Annotated in this window: 14 protein-coding genes; 2 read left to right on the top strand and 12 right to left on the bottom strand. The window is 53.6% G+C overall.

Translation table 11 applies throughout. The features are described from left to right. Positions 1–3 precede the first annotated feature (3 nt). From ACJHX4_RS17890 to maeB, 9 genes are all read right to left on the bottom strand, one after another. Entirely contained in the window at positions 4–1,407 is a 1,404-nt protein-coding gene (locus ACJHX4_RS17890; RefSeq protein WP_001075677.1) for an aldehyde dehydrogenase family protein, read from the bottom strand. A gap of 11 nt (positions 1,408–1,418) precedes the next feature. Continuing rightward, the gene (gene eutN, locus ACJHX4_RS17885; protein ID WP_000762196.1) at positions 1,419–1,706 is read right to left on the bottom strand and encodes an ethanolamine utilization microcompartment protein EutN; all 288 of its coding nucleotides are present in this window, start codon (positions 1,704–1,706) and stop codon (positions 1,419–1,421) included. A gap of 106 nt (positions 1,707–1,812) precedes the next feature. Beyond that, positions 1,813–2,106 (bottom strand): ethanolamine utilization microcompartment protein EutM, encoded by a 294-nt coding sequence (eutM, locus tag ACJHX4_RS17880; RefSeq protein WP_000387713.1) that lies wholly within the window; start codon positions 2,104–2,106, stop codon positions 1,813–1,815. Between the two features lie 38 nt (positions 2,107–2,144). After that, on the bottom strand, positions 2,145–3,161 hold the full coding sequence (gene pta / locus ACJHX4_RS17875) for a phosphate acetyltransferase (RefSeq protein ID WP_000584522.1): 1,017 nt from the start codon (positions 3,159–3,161) through the stop codon (positions 2,145–2,147). Then, positions 3,158–3,961 (bottom strand): ethanolamine utilization cob(I)yrinic acid a,c-diamide adenosyltransferase EutT, encoded by an 804-nt coding sequence (gene eutT, locus ACJHX4_RS17870; RefSeq protein WP_000651309.1) that lies wholly within the window; start codon positions 3,959–3,961, stop codon positions 3,158–3,160. The genes pta and eutT overlap by 4 nt, the downstream gene beginning before the upstream one ends. Beyond that, the gene (eutQ, locus tag ACJHX4_RS17865; protein ID WP_000733876.1) at positions 3,958–4,659 is read right to left on the bottom strand and encodes an ethanolamine utilization acetate kinase EutQ; all 702 of its coding nucleotides are present in this window, start codon (positions 4,657–4,659) and stop codon (positions 3,958–3,960) included. The genes eutT and eutQ overlap by 4 nt, the downstream gene beginning before the upstream one ends. Then, on the bottom strand, positions 4,634–5,113 hold the full coding sequence (gene eutP / locus ACJHX4_RS17860; protein WP_000820789.1) for an ethanolamine utilization acetate kinase EutP: 480 nt from the start codon (positions 5,111–5,113) through the stop codon (positions 4,634–4,636). The genes eutQ and eutP overlap by 26 nt, the downstream gene beginning before the upstream one ends. A 12-nt stretch (positions 5,114–5,125) precedes the next feature. Then, positions 5,126–5,461, bottom strand: a complete 336-nt coding sequence (gene eutS, locus ACJHX4_RS17855) for an ethanolamine utilization microcompartment protein EutS (protein WP_000356956.1) — start codon at positions 5,459–5,461, stop codon at positions 5,126–5,128. A gap of 292 nt (positions 5,462–5,753) precedes the next feature. Beyond that, positions 5,754–8,033: an NADP-dependent oxaloacetate-decarboxylating malate dehydrogenase gene (maeB, locus tag ACJHX4_RS17850; protein WP_000342643.1), complete on the bottom strand. Its 2,280-nt coding sequence runs from the start codon at positions 8,031–8,033 to the stop codon at positions 5,754–5,756. 288 nt (positions 8,034–8,321) lie between these two features. On the opposite strand from maeB, the gene tal reads away from it, so the two are divergent. Together tal and tkt are read left to right on the top strand one after the other, a co-directional pair. Then, entirely contained in the window at positions 8,322–9,272 is a 951-nt protein-coding gene (tal, locus tag ACJHX4_RS17845; RefSeq protein ID WP_001003709.1) for a transaldolase, read from the top strand. Between the two features lie 19 nt (positions 9,273–9,291). Further along, a complete protein-coding gene (gene tkt / locus ACJHX4_RS17840) occupies positions 9,292–11,295 on the top strand; it encodes a transketolase (protein WP_000087313.1) in 2,004 nt (667 codons plus the stop codon). 76 nt (positions 11,296–11,371) lie between these two features. On the opposite strand, the gene ACJHX4_RS17835 is transcribed toward tkt, so the two are convergent. From ACJHX4_RS17835 to aegA, 3 genes are all read right to left on the bottom strand, one after another. Continuing rightward, positions 11,372–12,415: a DUF1176 domain-containing protein gene (locus ACJHX4_RS17835; RefSeq protein WP_001270494.1), complete on the bottom strand. Its 1,044-nt coding sequence runs from the start codon at positions 12,413–12,415 to the stop codon at positions 11,372–11,374. Between the two features lie 125 nt (positions 12,416–12,540). Further along, positions 12,541–13,116 carry a GDP-mannose pyrophosphatase NudK gene (gene nudK, locus ACJHX4_RS17830; RefSeq protein WP_001296284.1) on the bottom strand — a complete coding sequence of 192 codons (576 nt, stop codon included), beginning with the start codon at positions 13,114–13,116 and terminating at the stop codon, positions 12,541–12,543. A gap of 67 nt (positions 13,117–13,183) precedes the next feature. Further along, on the bottom strand, positions 13,184–15,163 hold the full coding sequence (gene aegA, locus ACJHX4_RS17825; RefSeq protein WP_001078844.1) for a formate-dependent uric acid utilization protein AegA: 1,980 nt from the start codon (positions 15,161–15,163) through the stop codon (positions 13,184–13,186). Positions 15,164–15,334: the final 171 nt, after the last annotated feature.

The following is a 15,334-nucleotide window of genomic DNA, read 5'->3' as shown; positions in this document are numbered from 1 at the left end:
TCCTTAAACAATGCGAAACGCATCGACTAATACACAGCGACGCAGACGGACAAACGTCCGCGCGCTGGTTACCCCTTCACCGGTTGGCGTGGTGATGGTCATCGTGGTCCAGCCTTCCCCGCCCAGCCCCAGCCCGGCAATACACGGTCCGTTCTTAACGAAAATGCTGGTATCAATGGCGTTCGCCATCTGGTTCATGTTTTCGATATTGCGCGAGTGCATTGCCGCCGTGTGGTGGCAACCGCCTTCCAGTTTCACCGCCAGCGCAATGGCATCCGCCACGTTGGCGACGCGCACGACGGGCAGCACCGGCATCATCAGTTCGGTCACGGCAAACGGATGTTCTGCGGTGGTTTCTACAAACAGCAGTCGCGTTTGTTCCGGAACTTTAAGGCCGATTGCCGCCGCGATTTTCGCCGCATCGCGACCAACCCAGTCACGGCTGACGGTGCCTTTTCCGCGCTCGTCGATATTTTTCAGCAACACCGATTGCAGTTGCTGCGCCTGCTCTGCGGTCAGTTTCACCGCATGCTGGCCTTCCATCAGACGCATCAGTTCATCGGCTACGCTATCAACAACAATCAGTACCTTTTCGTCGGCACAAATGATGTTGTTATCGAAAGAAGCGCCTTTGACGATGGACTGAGCAGCACGGGCGAGGTCGGCGGTTTCATCCACCACTACCGGCGGGTTGCCAGCGCCTGCGGCAATCAGACGTTTATTGGTGTGTTTACGCGCCGCTTCTACTACCGCTTCGCCGCCGGTCACCACCAAAAGGCCGATGCCCGGAAACTTGAACAAGCGTTGCGCGGTTTCGATATCCGGATTTGTTACGGTAACCAGTAAGTTTTCCGGCCCGCCTGCGGCAACAATCGCCAGGTTGAGCAGCGTAATCGCCCGCTGGGAGACTTTTTTCGCCGCCGGATGCGGGGCAAAAATGACGCTGTTGCCCGCGGCAATCAGGCTGATGGCGTTGTTAATTACGGTTGCCGCCGGGTTAGTGGAAGGCGTCACTGAAGCCACCACGCCCCAGGGTGCGTTTTCAATCAGGGTCAGGCCGTTGTCGCCAGTCAGCACTTGCGGAGAGAGGCACTCAACGCCTGGTGTGCCGCGCGCCTGAGCGACGTTTTTGGCAAATTTATCTTCAACGCGCCCCATGCCGGTTTCACTGACGGCAAGTTCCGCTAAATCTCTGGCGTGTTTTTCGCCTGCTTCACGAATGGCAGCAATGGCTAACTGGCGCATTGCCACGCTTTTTAACCCTTGCTGGGCGACTTTGGCTGCCGCAACGGCGTCATCCAGGGACGCGAAAACGCCCATCTCATGAACGGCGGCGGGCGGCGTGTCACTGCTTTGCATTTTCAGCAGTACCGCTTTCACCACCTGTTCAATATCCTGTTGATTCATGATGTTCTGCCTTATTTGTGGAAAATGACCTGACCGCCAGACACCACCTCATCGACAATGCCAATCACGCACAGATCGACCGGTGACGTTTCGCTTTTATGCGCCTGGCGGGCGGAACTGCCACTCACCAGTAACACCCACTCCCCGGTTCCCGCGCCAATATTGTCGATGGCGACGGCGCATTGCCCGTCAGGATTACCTTGTGGATCAATCATTTCCACCATCAGCAATTTGTCATGCGCCAGTCCGTGATGGCGTACGGTACAAACAATTTGTCCAGTGACGACTGCCAGTTTCATACCCGCCTCCGTGGCGTATTTCAGGTAAAAGCTCCCCCTACCCTCCGCAGAAGGTAAAATGAAAAAGGAGAGAGCGTGACGCCCGAATCGACGTCACACAGGGTGATTACAGGTTGCTGCTATCGCCTTTCAGGCCGATCGGGAAGACTTCTTCCAGGTCGCCGTGCGGACGCGGGATAACGTGTACAGATACCAGCTCGCCGATACGCTGTGCCGCTGCGGCACCTGCATCGGTCGCGGCTTTACAGGCTGCAACATCACCACGAACCATGGCAGTACACAGGCCGCCGCCAATCTGCTTAACACCAACCAGCTTGACGCGCGCAGCTTTAACCATCGCGTCAGAAGCCTCAATCAGTGCAACCAGGCCCCGGGTTTCGATCATTCCTAATGCTTCCATTGTGCTTTCCTCTTTATCAGGGTCCAGAACGGGACCGTTCATTCAACCAGTGTTTGTAAACTGCTTTCGCGGTTCACTTCTGTCTGACGCGGCACAGCTGCCACCAGCGCCAGTTCGATAATTTCCTGCACGCTACAACCACGAGAGAGATCGTGCATCGGCGCGGCAAGTCCTTGTATCAATGGCCCGACGGCACGATATCCGCCAAGTCGTTGTGCGATTTTGTAGCCAATATTTCCGGCTTCCAGCGACGGAAAAACCATCACATTAGCTTTGCCCTGTAACGGGCTGGCAGGCGCTTTTTGCGCCGCCACTTCCGGCACGAAGGCGGCGTCAAACTGCAACTCGCCATCGACAACCAGCTTTGGTGCGCGCTCACGGACGATTTCTGTCGCCTGCTGGACGTTGGCAACACAGGGGTGACGGGCACTACCGTTGCTGGAAAACGACAGCATCGCCACGCGCGGTTCTTCTCCGGTGATGGCGCGCCAGGTTTCGGCGCTGGCAAGCGCGATATCCGCCAGTTGTGCCGCCGTCGGCTGTGGCACCACGCTGCAATCGGCAAAACCCAACGCCGGACCGCTGTACTGTGGCAGCATCAGGAAAATGGATGAGAGCGTTTTACAGCCTGGCTGCAAGCCGATAATGCGTAATCCGGCACGCAGCACATTCGCCGTGGAAGAGAGGTTGCCCGCGATACAGACATCCGCTTTACCGGCGCTGACCATTGCAGCGGCGAACATCAGCGGATCGGTAAGTTTTTCCAGCGCATCCGGCGGCGTTTTTTCGCCCGCGCGGGCCAGCCAGCGATGAGCAAATTCTTCCCGCATTGCGAGGTTGCCATGCGGATCTATCACCTGTAGCCCGTCCATCGCCACGCCGTGACTGAGCGCAAACTGACGAAGTTCAAACGGATTGGCGACCAGAATGGGCGTTGCCAGACCTTGTTGATGTAAATATTGCGCAGCTTTCAGCACACGTTGATCTAACGCATCCGGAAAAACTACTCTGGCGGGCGCTCGCAACGCCAGTTCACGACAACGTTTAATAATCATTGCGTTTCCCCCAGTCGTTGTTGGATCTGCTTCACCGTTAGCGGCTGCTTCGTTACGCTCAGGATCATCATCACGTAGACCGTGCTGGAAAGGCGGTTCAGCGCCTGCAAAATGTCCGGGCGTAATACTTCAAAGCTGCGGGTGATAAAGACCTGCGCCGCTACGGTTTCTGTTTCCCGCACTTTGGTGCGTAGCAGATTGAGCAACGCCGCATCGCGCCCGTGGCTGGCTTCCGGCACCAGATGATCGTGGTCGAGATAACGCAGCGGCTGGTGAGAAAGCCGATGCAGATCTTCGTCAGAAAGCCCGACAATCGCTTGCTCGCCCAGCGGTTCCCCCAGCGCATCGGCACGCATAATGTTGCCAAGACGCGAGCGGATGTCCGCCAGCCACGGCTGCCACGGTTCTGCCAGTTCAATTTGCAGCCACACTGCCAGCGCAATGGTGCTGTCGAGAACAGCGCGAAAACCCAGACGCGGATCGCTTTTGGCAACCATTTTTTCCGCCGACAGGTGAGTCAGCGTATCCGGCTTTTTTGCCACCGGCTGGCGGCACAGTTCGCAGCACGCCTGCGGATGTTCATCGCTACTGGTCAGCCCGTGAACGGGCTGCGGCTGCTGCTGTTCATCGTCAACAAACAGGCGGCCCTGCTCGTCAATAAACTTGATGCGCAGATGGCGGCTTTCCAGTAACTCCCGGGCAGAGGGCGTCAGGCGACTGTCCGCAGGGAGATGGATCTCTGCGCCTTCGCTGAGCGTATGGTTCGCTCTTAGCCATGCTTCGGTGATGAAATCTTTCATAAGGATTGCCAGTTAGCCGGCCAGGCGACATACAGGAATTTCACGCTGGATGTCGTACCAAATTCGATGCTGGAGCCTTTCGGGATAAACATCACATCGCCCGCTTTGGCGATCATAGTTTCGCCTTCGTGGCGAACATGCAGCTCCCCTTCCAGCACCATGTCGATTTCGTCGTAGTTCAGGGTCCACGGAAAGAAGGCGTTCTCCCACTGCATGAAACCAGCGGCCATACTGCTGCCGTCGTCTCCGGTCACGAGATCAGTCAAGCCTACGCAGTGCGGTTCCGCGCCATCGAAACGACCAAACTTGACGCTGCTGCCATCAATAACTTTGATGCCGCCTTTGCCGGTCACCGATTTAAAGCTCGGCTGCAGTGCACCCTGTTCCAGCGACTGTTTTTCCTTCATCACTTTTTCCATCAGCTGCGCGACCAGGCTTTCGGTAAACTGACCTTCCGGCAGTTGGGCGATAATGGTTTCACGGATGCGCTGGCTTTCGGTTTTATCGGCTGATGCGCTGGCGGGAACAGACGCCGTTACCGGGATCGATTCATCACATTCGGTGATGGTAAAACCCAACAGATCAGCCACTTCACGAGCTTCCGGGGTAATAATGCTGGCGCGCAGAACCACGGACATTGCCAGTTCGCCGCGCGCGTGTGCTTCACGAATATCATTCGCTGTGATGAGTTTTTTCACCTGCTTCCTCCTGTTTGGTGAGAGATGCCAGATAATCCACCAGTTGCTGCACGCTTTGCGGGTCGTGGCTGTTTAGCTCGAAAATCGGCTCTTCGAAGCCCGTCTCAAGCAATAACTTTCGCGTTGCGGCGACGTCAGCATCTGGCATGTCCGTTTTACTGATGACGGCGATTTGCCGTTTGCTGACGCCAATATCCAGCAACCCGGCAGGCAACCGACTTTCCGGGTCATTCGCGCCGTGGACATAGATCAGCATATCCACATCCTGTAGCGTGGTAATTAAGGCGTGATACCAGCGGGGATGGCTAAAATATTCACCCGGCGTATCAATATCGCCATTATCATTAAATTCCACGGCCTGTGTTTTTCTTGCGAGGGTATAATTCCCCTGCAACGCATTAAATAACGTTGTTTTTCCTGCCCCGACGGTACCCACAAACGCAATTCGTTTCATGAATGCCTCGTATTAACTTTTGGTCATTTCACAAAGCGTATAATTTAATAAGCGTCCTAAACCACTGACGGTTTGTGATAACGCTTCTTCTACTGCGCCCACCGAGCCATAAATCACCAGCGCGCCACTAAAACGATCGAGAAAACCGATATGCACATCGGCGGCTTTCAACGCTAAATCACCGGCGATCATCGCCGTTTCTCCGGGAGTTAGCGTCATAATGCCGATTGCGCCCGCATCCGGAACGCCGATTTTCTTCGCCAGTTCCTCGCCGGGATGCGCGATGAGATGCGCCAGTGTGACCTGTTTACCGGGCACAAATTCCTGAATGATGCGTTCTTTATCCATGAGTCGCCGCCTGTGAAAAACTTTCGTGTATCGTGACAATTTTTCGTCAGAGTAAATAACAAAATTCGGCAAGCGCGTTTAAAAGGTGAGGTAGATCACTAAGAATGGAGAGATATTTGCTGTGGTGCATAAATTTTCATATACAACGCATGAATATAAATAAAATAATATCGAGATATTTTATATACTGATTTTTTTATTATTCGCAAACTCAGTAATAAACTTTACTAATATATTGCAGCTAAACCGCTTACCCTGAATATTCAGGGTAAGCGTGAGAGTTAAAAAAGAATTACAGCGGTTGGGTTTGCGCTTCAACCACGGCCAGCGCCACCATGTTGACGATACGACGTACCGATGCGATCGGCGTTAACACGTGAACCGGCTTCGCCACCCCCATCAGCACCGGGCCGACAGTCACACCTTCCGAGCTGGAAACACGCAGTAAGTTGTAACTAATGCGGGCAGCTTCCATGTTCGGCATCACCAGAATATTAGCGGAACCTTTCAAAGGGCTGTCCGGCATACGGTCGTTGCGAATCGCTTCCACCAGCGCTGCATCGCCGTGCATTTCACCATCAATCATCAGTTCTGGCGCACGTTCCCTGACCAGTTCCAGCGCCTGACGCATTTTGCTCGACGACGGGCAGTCAGAAGAACCAAAGTTGGAGTGCGACAACAGAGCCACACGCGGCTCAATACCAAAACGACGAACAGTTTCTGCCGCCATCAAGGTGATCTCCGCCAGCTCTTCTGCATCAGGCTCATCATTGACGTAGGTATCGGCAATAAAGGTGTTACCACTCGGCAACAGCAGCGCGTTCATTGCACCTGCGGTGTGAACGCCATCGCGATAACCAAAGACATTTTTCACCACGCTAAAGTGTTCATGATAATCGCCCACCGTACCGCAAATCATTGCATCGGCTTCGCCACGCTGAACCATGATCGCGCCGATCACTGTCGGGTTACTGATCAGCGCACGCTGCGCCTGCTCCTGAGTGACACCGCGACGCTTCATGATCTGGAAGTATTCGGTCCAGTACTCCTTAAAGCGCGGATCGGATTCGTTATTGACGATCTCAAAATCAACGCCCGCCTTGATCTGCAAGCCCAGTTTCTGAATGCGCATTTCGATCACGTTCGGACGACCAATAAGGATCGGTTTCGCCAGTCCCAGCGTTACCAGTTCCTGAGTGGCATGTAGAACGCGCGCCTCTTCCCCTTCCGGCAGAACTACGCGCTTCGGCGCTTTGCGAGCCTGGGAGAAAATCGGCTTCATAAACAGGTTGGTTTTGTAAACGAACTCCGTCAGCTTGTCGATGTAGACGTCGAAATCAGCAATCGGACGCGTCGCCACGCCCGACTCCATCGCCGCTTTCGCCACCGCAGGAGCGATCTTAACGATCAAGCGCGGATCAAACGGTTTTGGAATGATGTATTCCGGACCAAAGCTCAGATCCTGATCGCCATACGCTGAAGCCACCACTTCACTCTGTTCCGCATGGGCCAGTTCTGCAATCGCGCGTACCGCCGCCAGTTTCATCTCTTCGTTGATGGCGGTTGCGCCAACGTCCAGCGCGCCACGGAAGATAAACGGGAAGCAAAGGACGTTGTTCACCTGGTTCGGGTAGTCGGAACGACCGGTACAGATGATGGCATCCGGACGCACTTCTTTCGCCAGCGGCGGCAGAATTTCCGGTTCCGGGTTCGCCAGCGCCAGGATCATTGGCGCACGGGCCATTTTCTTCACCATTTCCTGGGTCAGCACTTTCGGGCCGGAACAGCCGAGGAAAATATCCGCGCCTTCAATCACATCATCGAGGGTTCGTTTGCCGTCATCCACCACCGCATATGCGGCTTTGGTTTCCGCCATGTTTGGCTCACGGCCCTGATAGATAACGCCTTTTGAATCGCAAACCACGATGTTATGTTTTTGCAGACCCAGCGCTACCAGCAGGTTCATACAGGCGATTGCTGCGGCACCCGCGCCAGAAACCACCATCCGCACGTCGGAGATGTTTTTCTCCACCACGCGCAAGCCGTTGAGGATGGCGGCAGTGCTGATAATTGCCGTGCCGTGCTGATCGTCGTGGAATACCGGAATATTCATCCGCTCGCGCAGTTTCTGTTCAATATAGAAACATTCTGGCGCTTTAATGTCTTCGAGGTTGATGCCGCCGAAGGTCGGTTCGAGCGCAGCGACGACTTCAATAAATTTGTCCGGGTCGAGTTCATCAACTTCAATGTCAAATACATCAATCCCGGCGAATTTCTTAAACAGAACGCCCTTGCCTTCCATCACCGGTTTGCCTGCCAGCGCGCCAATGTTGCCTAACCCCAGCACCGCCGTACCGTTAGAGATCACCGCTACCAGGTTACCGCGCGCGGTATATTTGTAGGCTTTTAACGGGTCTTTTTCGATTTCAAGACAAGGTGCGGCAACGCCTGGTGAGTAGGCCAGCGCCAGATCGCGCTGCGTTGCCAGAGGCTTGGTTGGAGAAACCTGGATTTTCCCTGGAACTGGAAATTCATGGAAATCAAGTGCACTTTGTTTTAACTGGTCATCCATTTGGTTGTTCCTTTCACGTAACGTTCACAAATAAATTGTGTGGGCAACAGCCCCTGCCCACAACGTGGCGCACATTATTACCCTGCCGGAGTCTACAGACTTTGAGCAAGTCCAAACTCTCACCATTAATATAATGTTTTGGTAATAATCATATAACACTGATGTTACCTGCTTAATCCAGCAATACCATGCCTGTCTGCTATGCTTTTTTGATGCGTTTAGCGAAATTTCTCAGAAGTGTGAATTAACGCACTCATCTAACACTTTACTTTTCAAGGAGTATTTCCTATGAACGAGTTAGACGGCATCAAACAGTTCACCACTGTCGTGGCAGACAGCGGCGATATTGAGTCCATTCGCCATTATCATCCCCAGGATGCCACCACCAATCCTTCGCTGTTACTCAAGGCTGCCGGATTATCACAATATGAGCATTTAATAGACGATGCTATCGCCTGGGGTAAAAAAAATGGCAAGACCCAGGAACAACAGGTGGTCGCAGCGTGTGACAAACTGGCGGTCAATTTCGGTGCTGAAATTCTCAAAATCGTACCCGGTCGCGTGTCAACAGAAGTTGATGCACGCCTCTCTTTTGATAAAGAAAAGAGTATTGAGAAGGCGCGCCATCTGGTGGATTTGTATCAGCAACAAGGCGTTGAGAAATCGCGCATTCTGATCAAGCTGGCTTCGACCTGGGAAGGAATTCGCGCGGCAGAAGAGCTGGAAAAAGAAGGTATTAACTGCAACCTGACGCTGCTGTTTTCTTTTGCACAGGCGCGGGCCTGTGCAGAAGCAGGCGTTTTTCTGATTTCGCCATTTGTCGGGCGTATTTATGACTGGTATCAGGCACGCAAGCCGATGGACCCGTATGTGGTGGAAGAAGATCCAGGCGTTAAATCAGTACGCAATATCTACGACTACTATAAGCAACACCACTATGAAACCATTGTGATGGGCGCGAGCTTCCGTCGCACCGAACAAATCCTCGCCTTAACCGGCTGCGACCGACTGACTATCGCACCGAATTTGCTGAAGGAGCTACAGGAAAAAGTTTCGCCAGTGGTACGTAAATTAATCCCACCTTCTCAGACGTTCCCACGCCCAGCTCCCATGAGCGAAGCAGAGTTCCGTTGGGAGCACAATCAGGATGCGATGGCGGTAGAAAAACTGTCTGAAGGCATTCGTCTGTTCGCCGTTGATCAACGCAAACTGGAAGATCTTCTTGCCGCCAAACTATAAACCAGCCACGGAGTGTTATATGTCCCGAAAAGACCTTGCCAATGCGATTCGCGCACTCAGTATGGATGCGGTACAAAAAGCCAATTCTGGTCATCCCGGCGCGCCGATGGGCATGGCTGATATTGCCGAAGTGCTGTGGAACGATTTTCTTAAACATAACCCTACCGACCCAACCTGGTATGATCGCGACCGCTTTATTCTTTCCAACGGTCACGCGTCGATGCTGCTCTACAGTTTGCTGCATCTGACCGGTTACGACCTGCCACTGGAAGAACTGAAGAACTTCCGTCAGTTGCATTCGAAAACCCCTGGTCACCCGGAAATCGGTTATACGCCAGGTGTTGAAACCACCACCGGTCCTCTTGGACAAGGTTTGGCGAACGCCGTCGGGCTGGCGATAGCAGAGCGTACGCTGGCGGCGCAATTTAATCAGCCGGATCATGAAATTGTCGATCACTTCACCTATGTGTTTATGGGCGACGGCTGCCTGATGGAAGGTATCTCTCACGAAGTCTGTTCGCTGGCGGGCACGCTGGGGCTGGGCAAGCTGATTGGTTTTTACGATCACAACGGTATTTCCATCGACGGTGAAACCGAAGGCTGGTTTACCGACGATACGGCAAAACGTTTTGAAGCCTATCACTGGCATGTGGTCCACGAGATCGACGGCCACGATCCGCAGGCGGTGAAGGAAGCGATCCTTGAAGCGCAAAGCGTGAAAGATAAGCCGTCGCTGATTATCTGCCGTACGGTGATTGGCTTTGGTTCGCCGAATAAAGCAGGTAAGGAAGAGGCGCACGGCGCACCGCTGGGGGAAGAAGAAGTAGCTCTGGCACGGCAAAAACTGGGCTGGCACCATCCGCCATTTGAGATCCCTAAAGAGATTTATCACGCCTGGGATGCCCGCGAAAAAGGCGAAAAAGCGCAGCAGAGCTGGAATGAGAAGTTTGCCGCCTATAAAAAGGCTCATCCGCAACTGGCAGAAGAGTTTACCCGTCGGATGAGCGGCGGTTTGCCGAAGGACTGGGAGAAAACGACTCAGAAATATATCAATGAGTTGCAGGCGAATCCGGCGAAAATCGCTACCCGTAAGGCTTCGCAAAATACGCTTAACGCTTACGGGCCGATGCTGCCTGAGTTGCTCGGCGGTTCGGCGGATCTGGCTCCCAGCAACCTGACCATCTGGAAAGGTTCTGTTTCGCTGAAGGAAGATCCGGCGGGCAACTACATTCACTACGGGGTGCGTGAATTTGGTATGACCGCTATCGCCAACGGCATCGCGCACCACGGCGGCTTTGTGCCGTATACCGCGACGTTCCTGATGTTTGTTGAATACGCCCGTAACGCCGCGCGGATGGCGGCACTGATGAAAGCGCGGCAGATTATGGTTTATACCCACGACTCAATTGGTCTGGGCGAAGATGGTCCGACGCACCAGGCTGTTGAGCAACTGGCTAGTCTGCGCTTAACGCCAAATTTCAGCACCTGGCGACCGTGCGATCAGGTGGAAGCGGCGGTTGGCTGGAAGCTGGCGGTTGAGCGCCACAACGGACCGACAGCACTGATCCTCTCCAGGCAGAATCTGGCACAGGTAGAACGAACACCGGATCAGGTTAAAGAGATTGCTCGTGGCGGTTATGTGCTGAAAGACAGCGGCGGTAAGCCAGATATTATTCTGATTGCCACCGGTTCAGAGATGGAAATCACCCTGCAAGCGGCAGAGAAATTAGCGGGAGAAGGTCGCAATGTTCGCGTAGTTTCCCTGCCCTCGACCGATATTTTCGATGCCCAGGATGAGAAATATCGGGAGTCGGTACTGCCTTCAAATGTTTCTGCCCGCGTGGCAGTAGAAGCGGGTATTGCCGATTACTGGTACAAATATGTTGGCCTGAAAGGGGCAATTGTCGGGATGACAGGTTATGGGGAATCAGCTCCGGCGGATAAGCTGTTCCCGTTCTTTGGCTTTACCGCCGAGAATATTGTGGCAAAAGCGCATAAGGTACTGGGAGTGAAAGGTGCCTGATGGTGATCGCCGGATGCTGATTGTCGGATGTGACGCTGGTGCGTCTTATCCGGTCTACATGTCCCCGCCATTTTGTTTAACGGGTGATCCACAACGTGGGCCAGGCGTCTGGCCCATGCCAGTTATCGCAGGTGGGTTCTGCGGCGTAACGCACCAGGCGAAAACGCTGACCGTCAAAGCGCCAGCGCGCCTGAATGCCACAATCGCTTAATCCGCGCCCTTTTGCTAAGGTCACCAGTTCACGCGATTTTTCATCGAATGTTGCGTTCATCAGTTCCAGTTCATTGGTCTCCTGACCGTTGTTGAACGGCAAACGCAACCGTACCGGGCGCGAGGCCTGCGGCTTTTTACGCGACACAATCCATGCCAAATCAATGGTGTTATAGGCCCCTGCCTCACAGCTAATCATCATCAGCGCTTTATCATCGGTCAGCGCAGTGACATTCACCTCACGACGTAACGGATCAAGCGAACAGCGCAGACCATTCATCCGCCAGTTTCCATAATCCAGCAAATCGTTACGTTCTTCGAGTGAGAGTGGCGTCGGCGTTGGGTTAACCACCGCGACCTCTTTCAGCGCAGGCGCTGGCGGTACGCTGAGCGGCGGTTCGTCCCCTTTCTTTATCCACGCGGTCTCACTGCCAACGCGCTTTTGCTGGGCATCAATAAACAACAACGCCGCTTTTAAGCCACTCAGAGAAATAGTCTGATTGCCGTCGCGTAAGGTGATCGCCCTCCCTTCCTGAATCATCTGCAAAAACGCGGTGATGGTTGCCGTATCATCGGTTACTAATAACCATGGTGAAATCCGCCACTTGTCACCACTTAACGCCAACGGCTCACCATCTAACAGCAGCCGTGGCGCTATCTCCCCTTCTGACGCATCCGGCGACTTCAACCCGCCGCGCTCAATACGTAAAACGGCATCGGTATGCGCCCCGGCGCTGCGGCTCAGGGTCATCACCAGTCCATTATGATCGCCCGTATTGCGCGCTACACAGAAATTTTGATTATTACAGGTGACCTGCCAGTCGGAAAACGCCCGTTGCGCTGGTGCCGCCCACACCAAAGACATCGGCAACAAAGCGAAAAAAAAGAGAAGGAAAATGCGATATCGCATGGACGGTACGACCCCAGAAGTTCAAACAAACAGCACAAGTCGTATCTTCGTTGCGCAGGTAGCGCGGCTCAATCGGATTTGTCGGATTGAGCCAATAATAAACAACGAAATATTATTGTTATTTTTCAGTCCATTAAATGTGACATTTGCAAATAGTTAAGCAATAACACCGTCTTACCGTCACGTATCTCGCCGGTTTTAATCATCTCCAGCGCCTGGCTGAACGGCAGCTCAAGCACTTCAATATCTTCATCTTCGACACCACCACCGGCGTTAGCGCGCTGGCTGTCACTGTATTCGGCGATAAAAAAGTGGATTAGCTCAGTCACACCGCCTGGCGACATATACAGTTCAAATAATTTGCGGACTTCGCCAACTTCATAGCCCGTCTCTTCAATCGCTTCTTTGCGAATGCACACTTCCGGTTCGTCGTTATCCAGCAGCCCGGCGCAGGTTTCAATCAGTTGCCCGCTTTCATTGCCATTAACCCAGGTAGCGACGCGGAACTGGCGAATCAGAACCACGGTCTTTTTCTTCGCGTTGTACAGGAGGATCGTCGCACCATTACCGCGATCGTAAACTTCACGTTTATGGCGGATAACTTCGCCATCTTTGCGCGTGAGATCGTAAGTAATGTTGTGCAGGGTGAAATAGTTATCGGAGAGAATTTTGTCTTTAACGAGGGTGATTTGTTGCGTCATACCGACTCCACAGCGCGAAATGAACAATTATCTTACGCTGTGAAGTCGGGTTTGTCTGCGCAGGCTATCAGTGAGATTTGACTGATTTTACGCCCAGCCAGTCAATGATCCCCTGTGCCGCATGACGTCCTTCTGCCATTGCGGTAACCACCAGATCCGCACCACGCACGGCGTCACCACCGGCGAAGATTTTCGGATTCGTGGTCTGGTAACGGTACTGGCTTTCCACATCCGCGATGATGCGGCCCCATTTGTCTACCGTTACACCGTGCGACTCCAGCCACGGCATCCCGTGCGGATTGAAGCCAAACGCCATAATCACCGCATCGGCTGGCATGACAAATTCACTGCCTTCCACCGGCACTGGACGCCGACGTCCCTGGGCATCCGGCTCGCCAAGACGCGTGCGCAGGAAACGAATCCCGCAGACGTGACCTTGTTCATTCAGCTCAAGCGCCACCGGCTGGACGTTAAATTCGAAGTTGGCCCCCTCTTCACGGGCGTTCTTCACCTCTTTCTTCGAGCCTGGCATGTTAGCTTCATCACGACGATAAGCGCAGGTGACGTTACTCGCGCCATGGCGCAGCGCGGTACGCACACAGTCCATCGCGGTGTCGCCGCCGCCCAGTACCACGACGTTAAGTCCGGCGGTATTGATAAACGGCTCTTCCGGTAGCTCTTCGAGTCCCATCACCTGTTTAGTGTTGGCGATGAGGAACGGCAGCGCGTCATAAACGCCCGGCGCATCTTCATTGGGTAAACCCGCTTTCATGGAACGGTAAGTGCCTACGCCAACGAAGACCGCGTCGTATTGTTCCAAAAGCGAATTCAAAGAGACATCTTTACCCACTTCACAATTGAGTTCGAAGTGAATCCCCATCGCGCTGAAGATTTCCCGACGGCGTGCCAGCAGGGATTTATCCAGTTTGAAAGAAGGAATGCCGAAAGTGAGCAAGCCACCGATTTCTGGATGGCGATCGTACACCGTCACCGCCACGCCATTGCGGGTCAGAACATCTGCACAGGCCAGCCCTGCCGGACCCGCACCGATAATCGCCACCCGCTTGTCCACTTTGGTGACATGGCTTAAGTCAGGACGCCAACCTTTCGCCAACGCCTGATCTGAAATGTAGCGTTCAATGTTACCGATAGTTACTGCGCCGTGCTCATCGCGAATAGTACAGGCACCTTCACACAAACGGTCTTGCGGGCAAACGCGTCCGGTAATTTCCGGCAGGGTGTTGGTCTGGTGAGAAAGCTCGACGGCGGCGTCGATGTTTCCGGCTTTCACCAGTTCAATCCACTGCGGTATATGGTTATGCAGCGGGCAGGTCCATTCACAAACGCTGTGCTCGCCGCACTTAAGGCAGCGCGAGGCTTCCCGTTGTGCCTGATCGGCACGGAATGGCAGATAAATTTCATCAAAACCGGTTTTGCGCGCTTCAATCGCCAGTTTATCTGGCTCGCCACGCGCGGGCGTTGCCTGCATTTGCTCGACTTTACTCATTACCGGCATTTCTTGCGCCGCGGTACTGGCATGCCACGGTTGATGTTCCTGACGTGCGGTGCGCAAGCGGCGGGATTTCGCCATGCCGGAGAGTGCGGCGTCAGTGACCAGTTGCAGCGCGTCCGCCGGGCAATTTTCGACACAGGCAGGACCGTTTTCGCGCCCTGCACAAAGGTCGCATTTATGCGCCGTGGCTTTTACTTTTCCTGCCGCAACGGGTGTCAGAACGATTTGCATCGTACCAAATGGACAGGCCACCACGCAGGATTTACAGCCAATACACTTTTGCTGATTGACCTGAATGCTGTCATCAACGTGGCTGATTGCGCCATTAGGGCAGCTACGGGCGCAGGGCGCATCTTCACAATGGTGACAGGTCACGGCACTACGTTGCTGCTGATGTTTGATAACCGTAATTCGGGGATGAAAATGGTGTTGGCTCAGGACATGTTGCTCGTCATTGTGAGCCATGACACAGGCGATTTCACAAGCATGACAACCCAGACATTGCTGACTGTTGGCCATAATAAAACGATTCATAACGACCTTCTTTTTTGGTTGTAAAAACCTTATTCTTTATATGAGTGTTGTTATTACCCGACTTACAGGGGAATCGGCAATGTTCATGTGCCCAGAATAAGTAACTATTTCGCTATAAACTGTGGCAGATCAAATAATCCCATCACTGACTAAATTGCGTTTCAGCGAACT

The organism is Escherichia sp. WS2035 (assembly GCF_046487065.1).
In the GTDB taxonomy this organism is placed as follows: Bacteria; Pseudomonadota; Gammaproteobacteria; order Enterobacterales; family Enterobacteriaceae; genus Escherichia; species Escherichia coli.
This window is presented reverse-complemented; position numbering and strand designations above follow the sequence as displayed.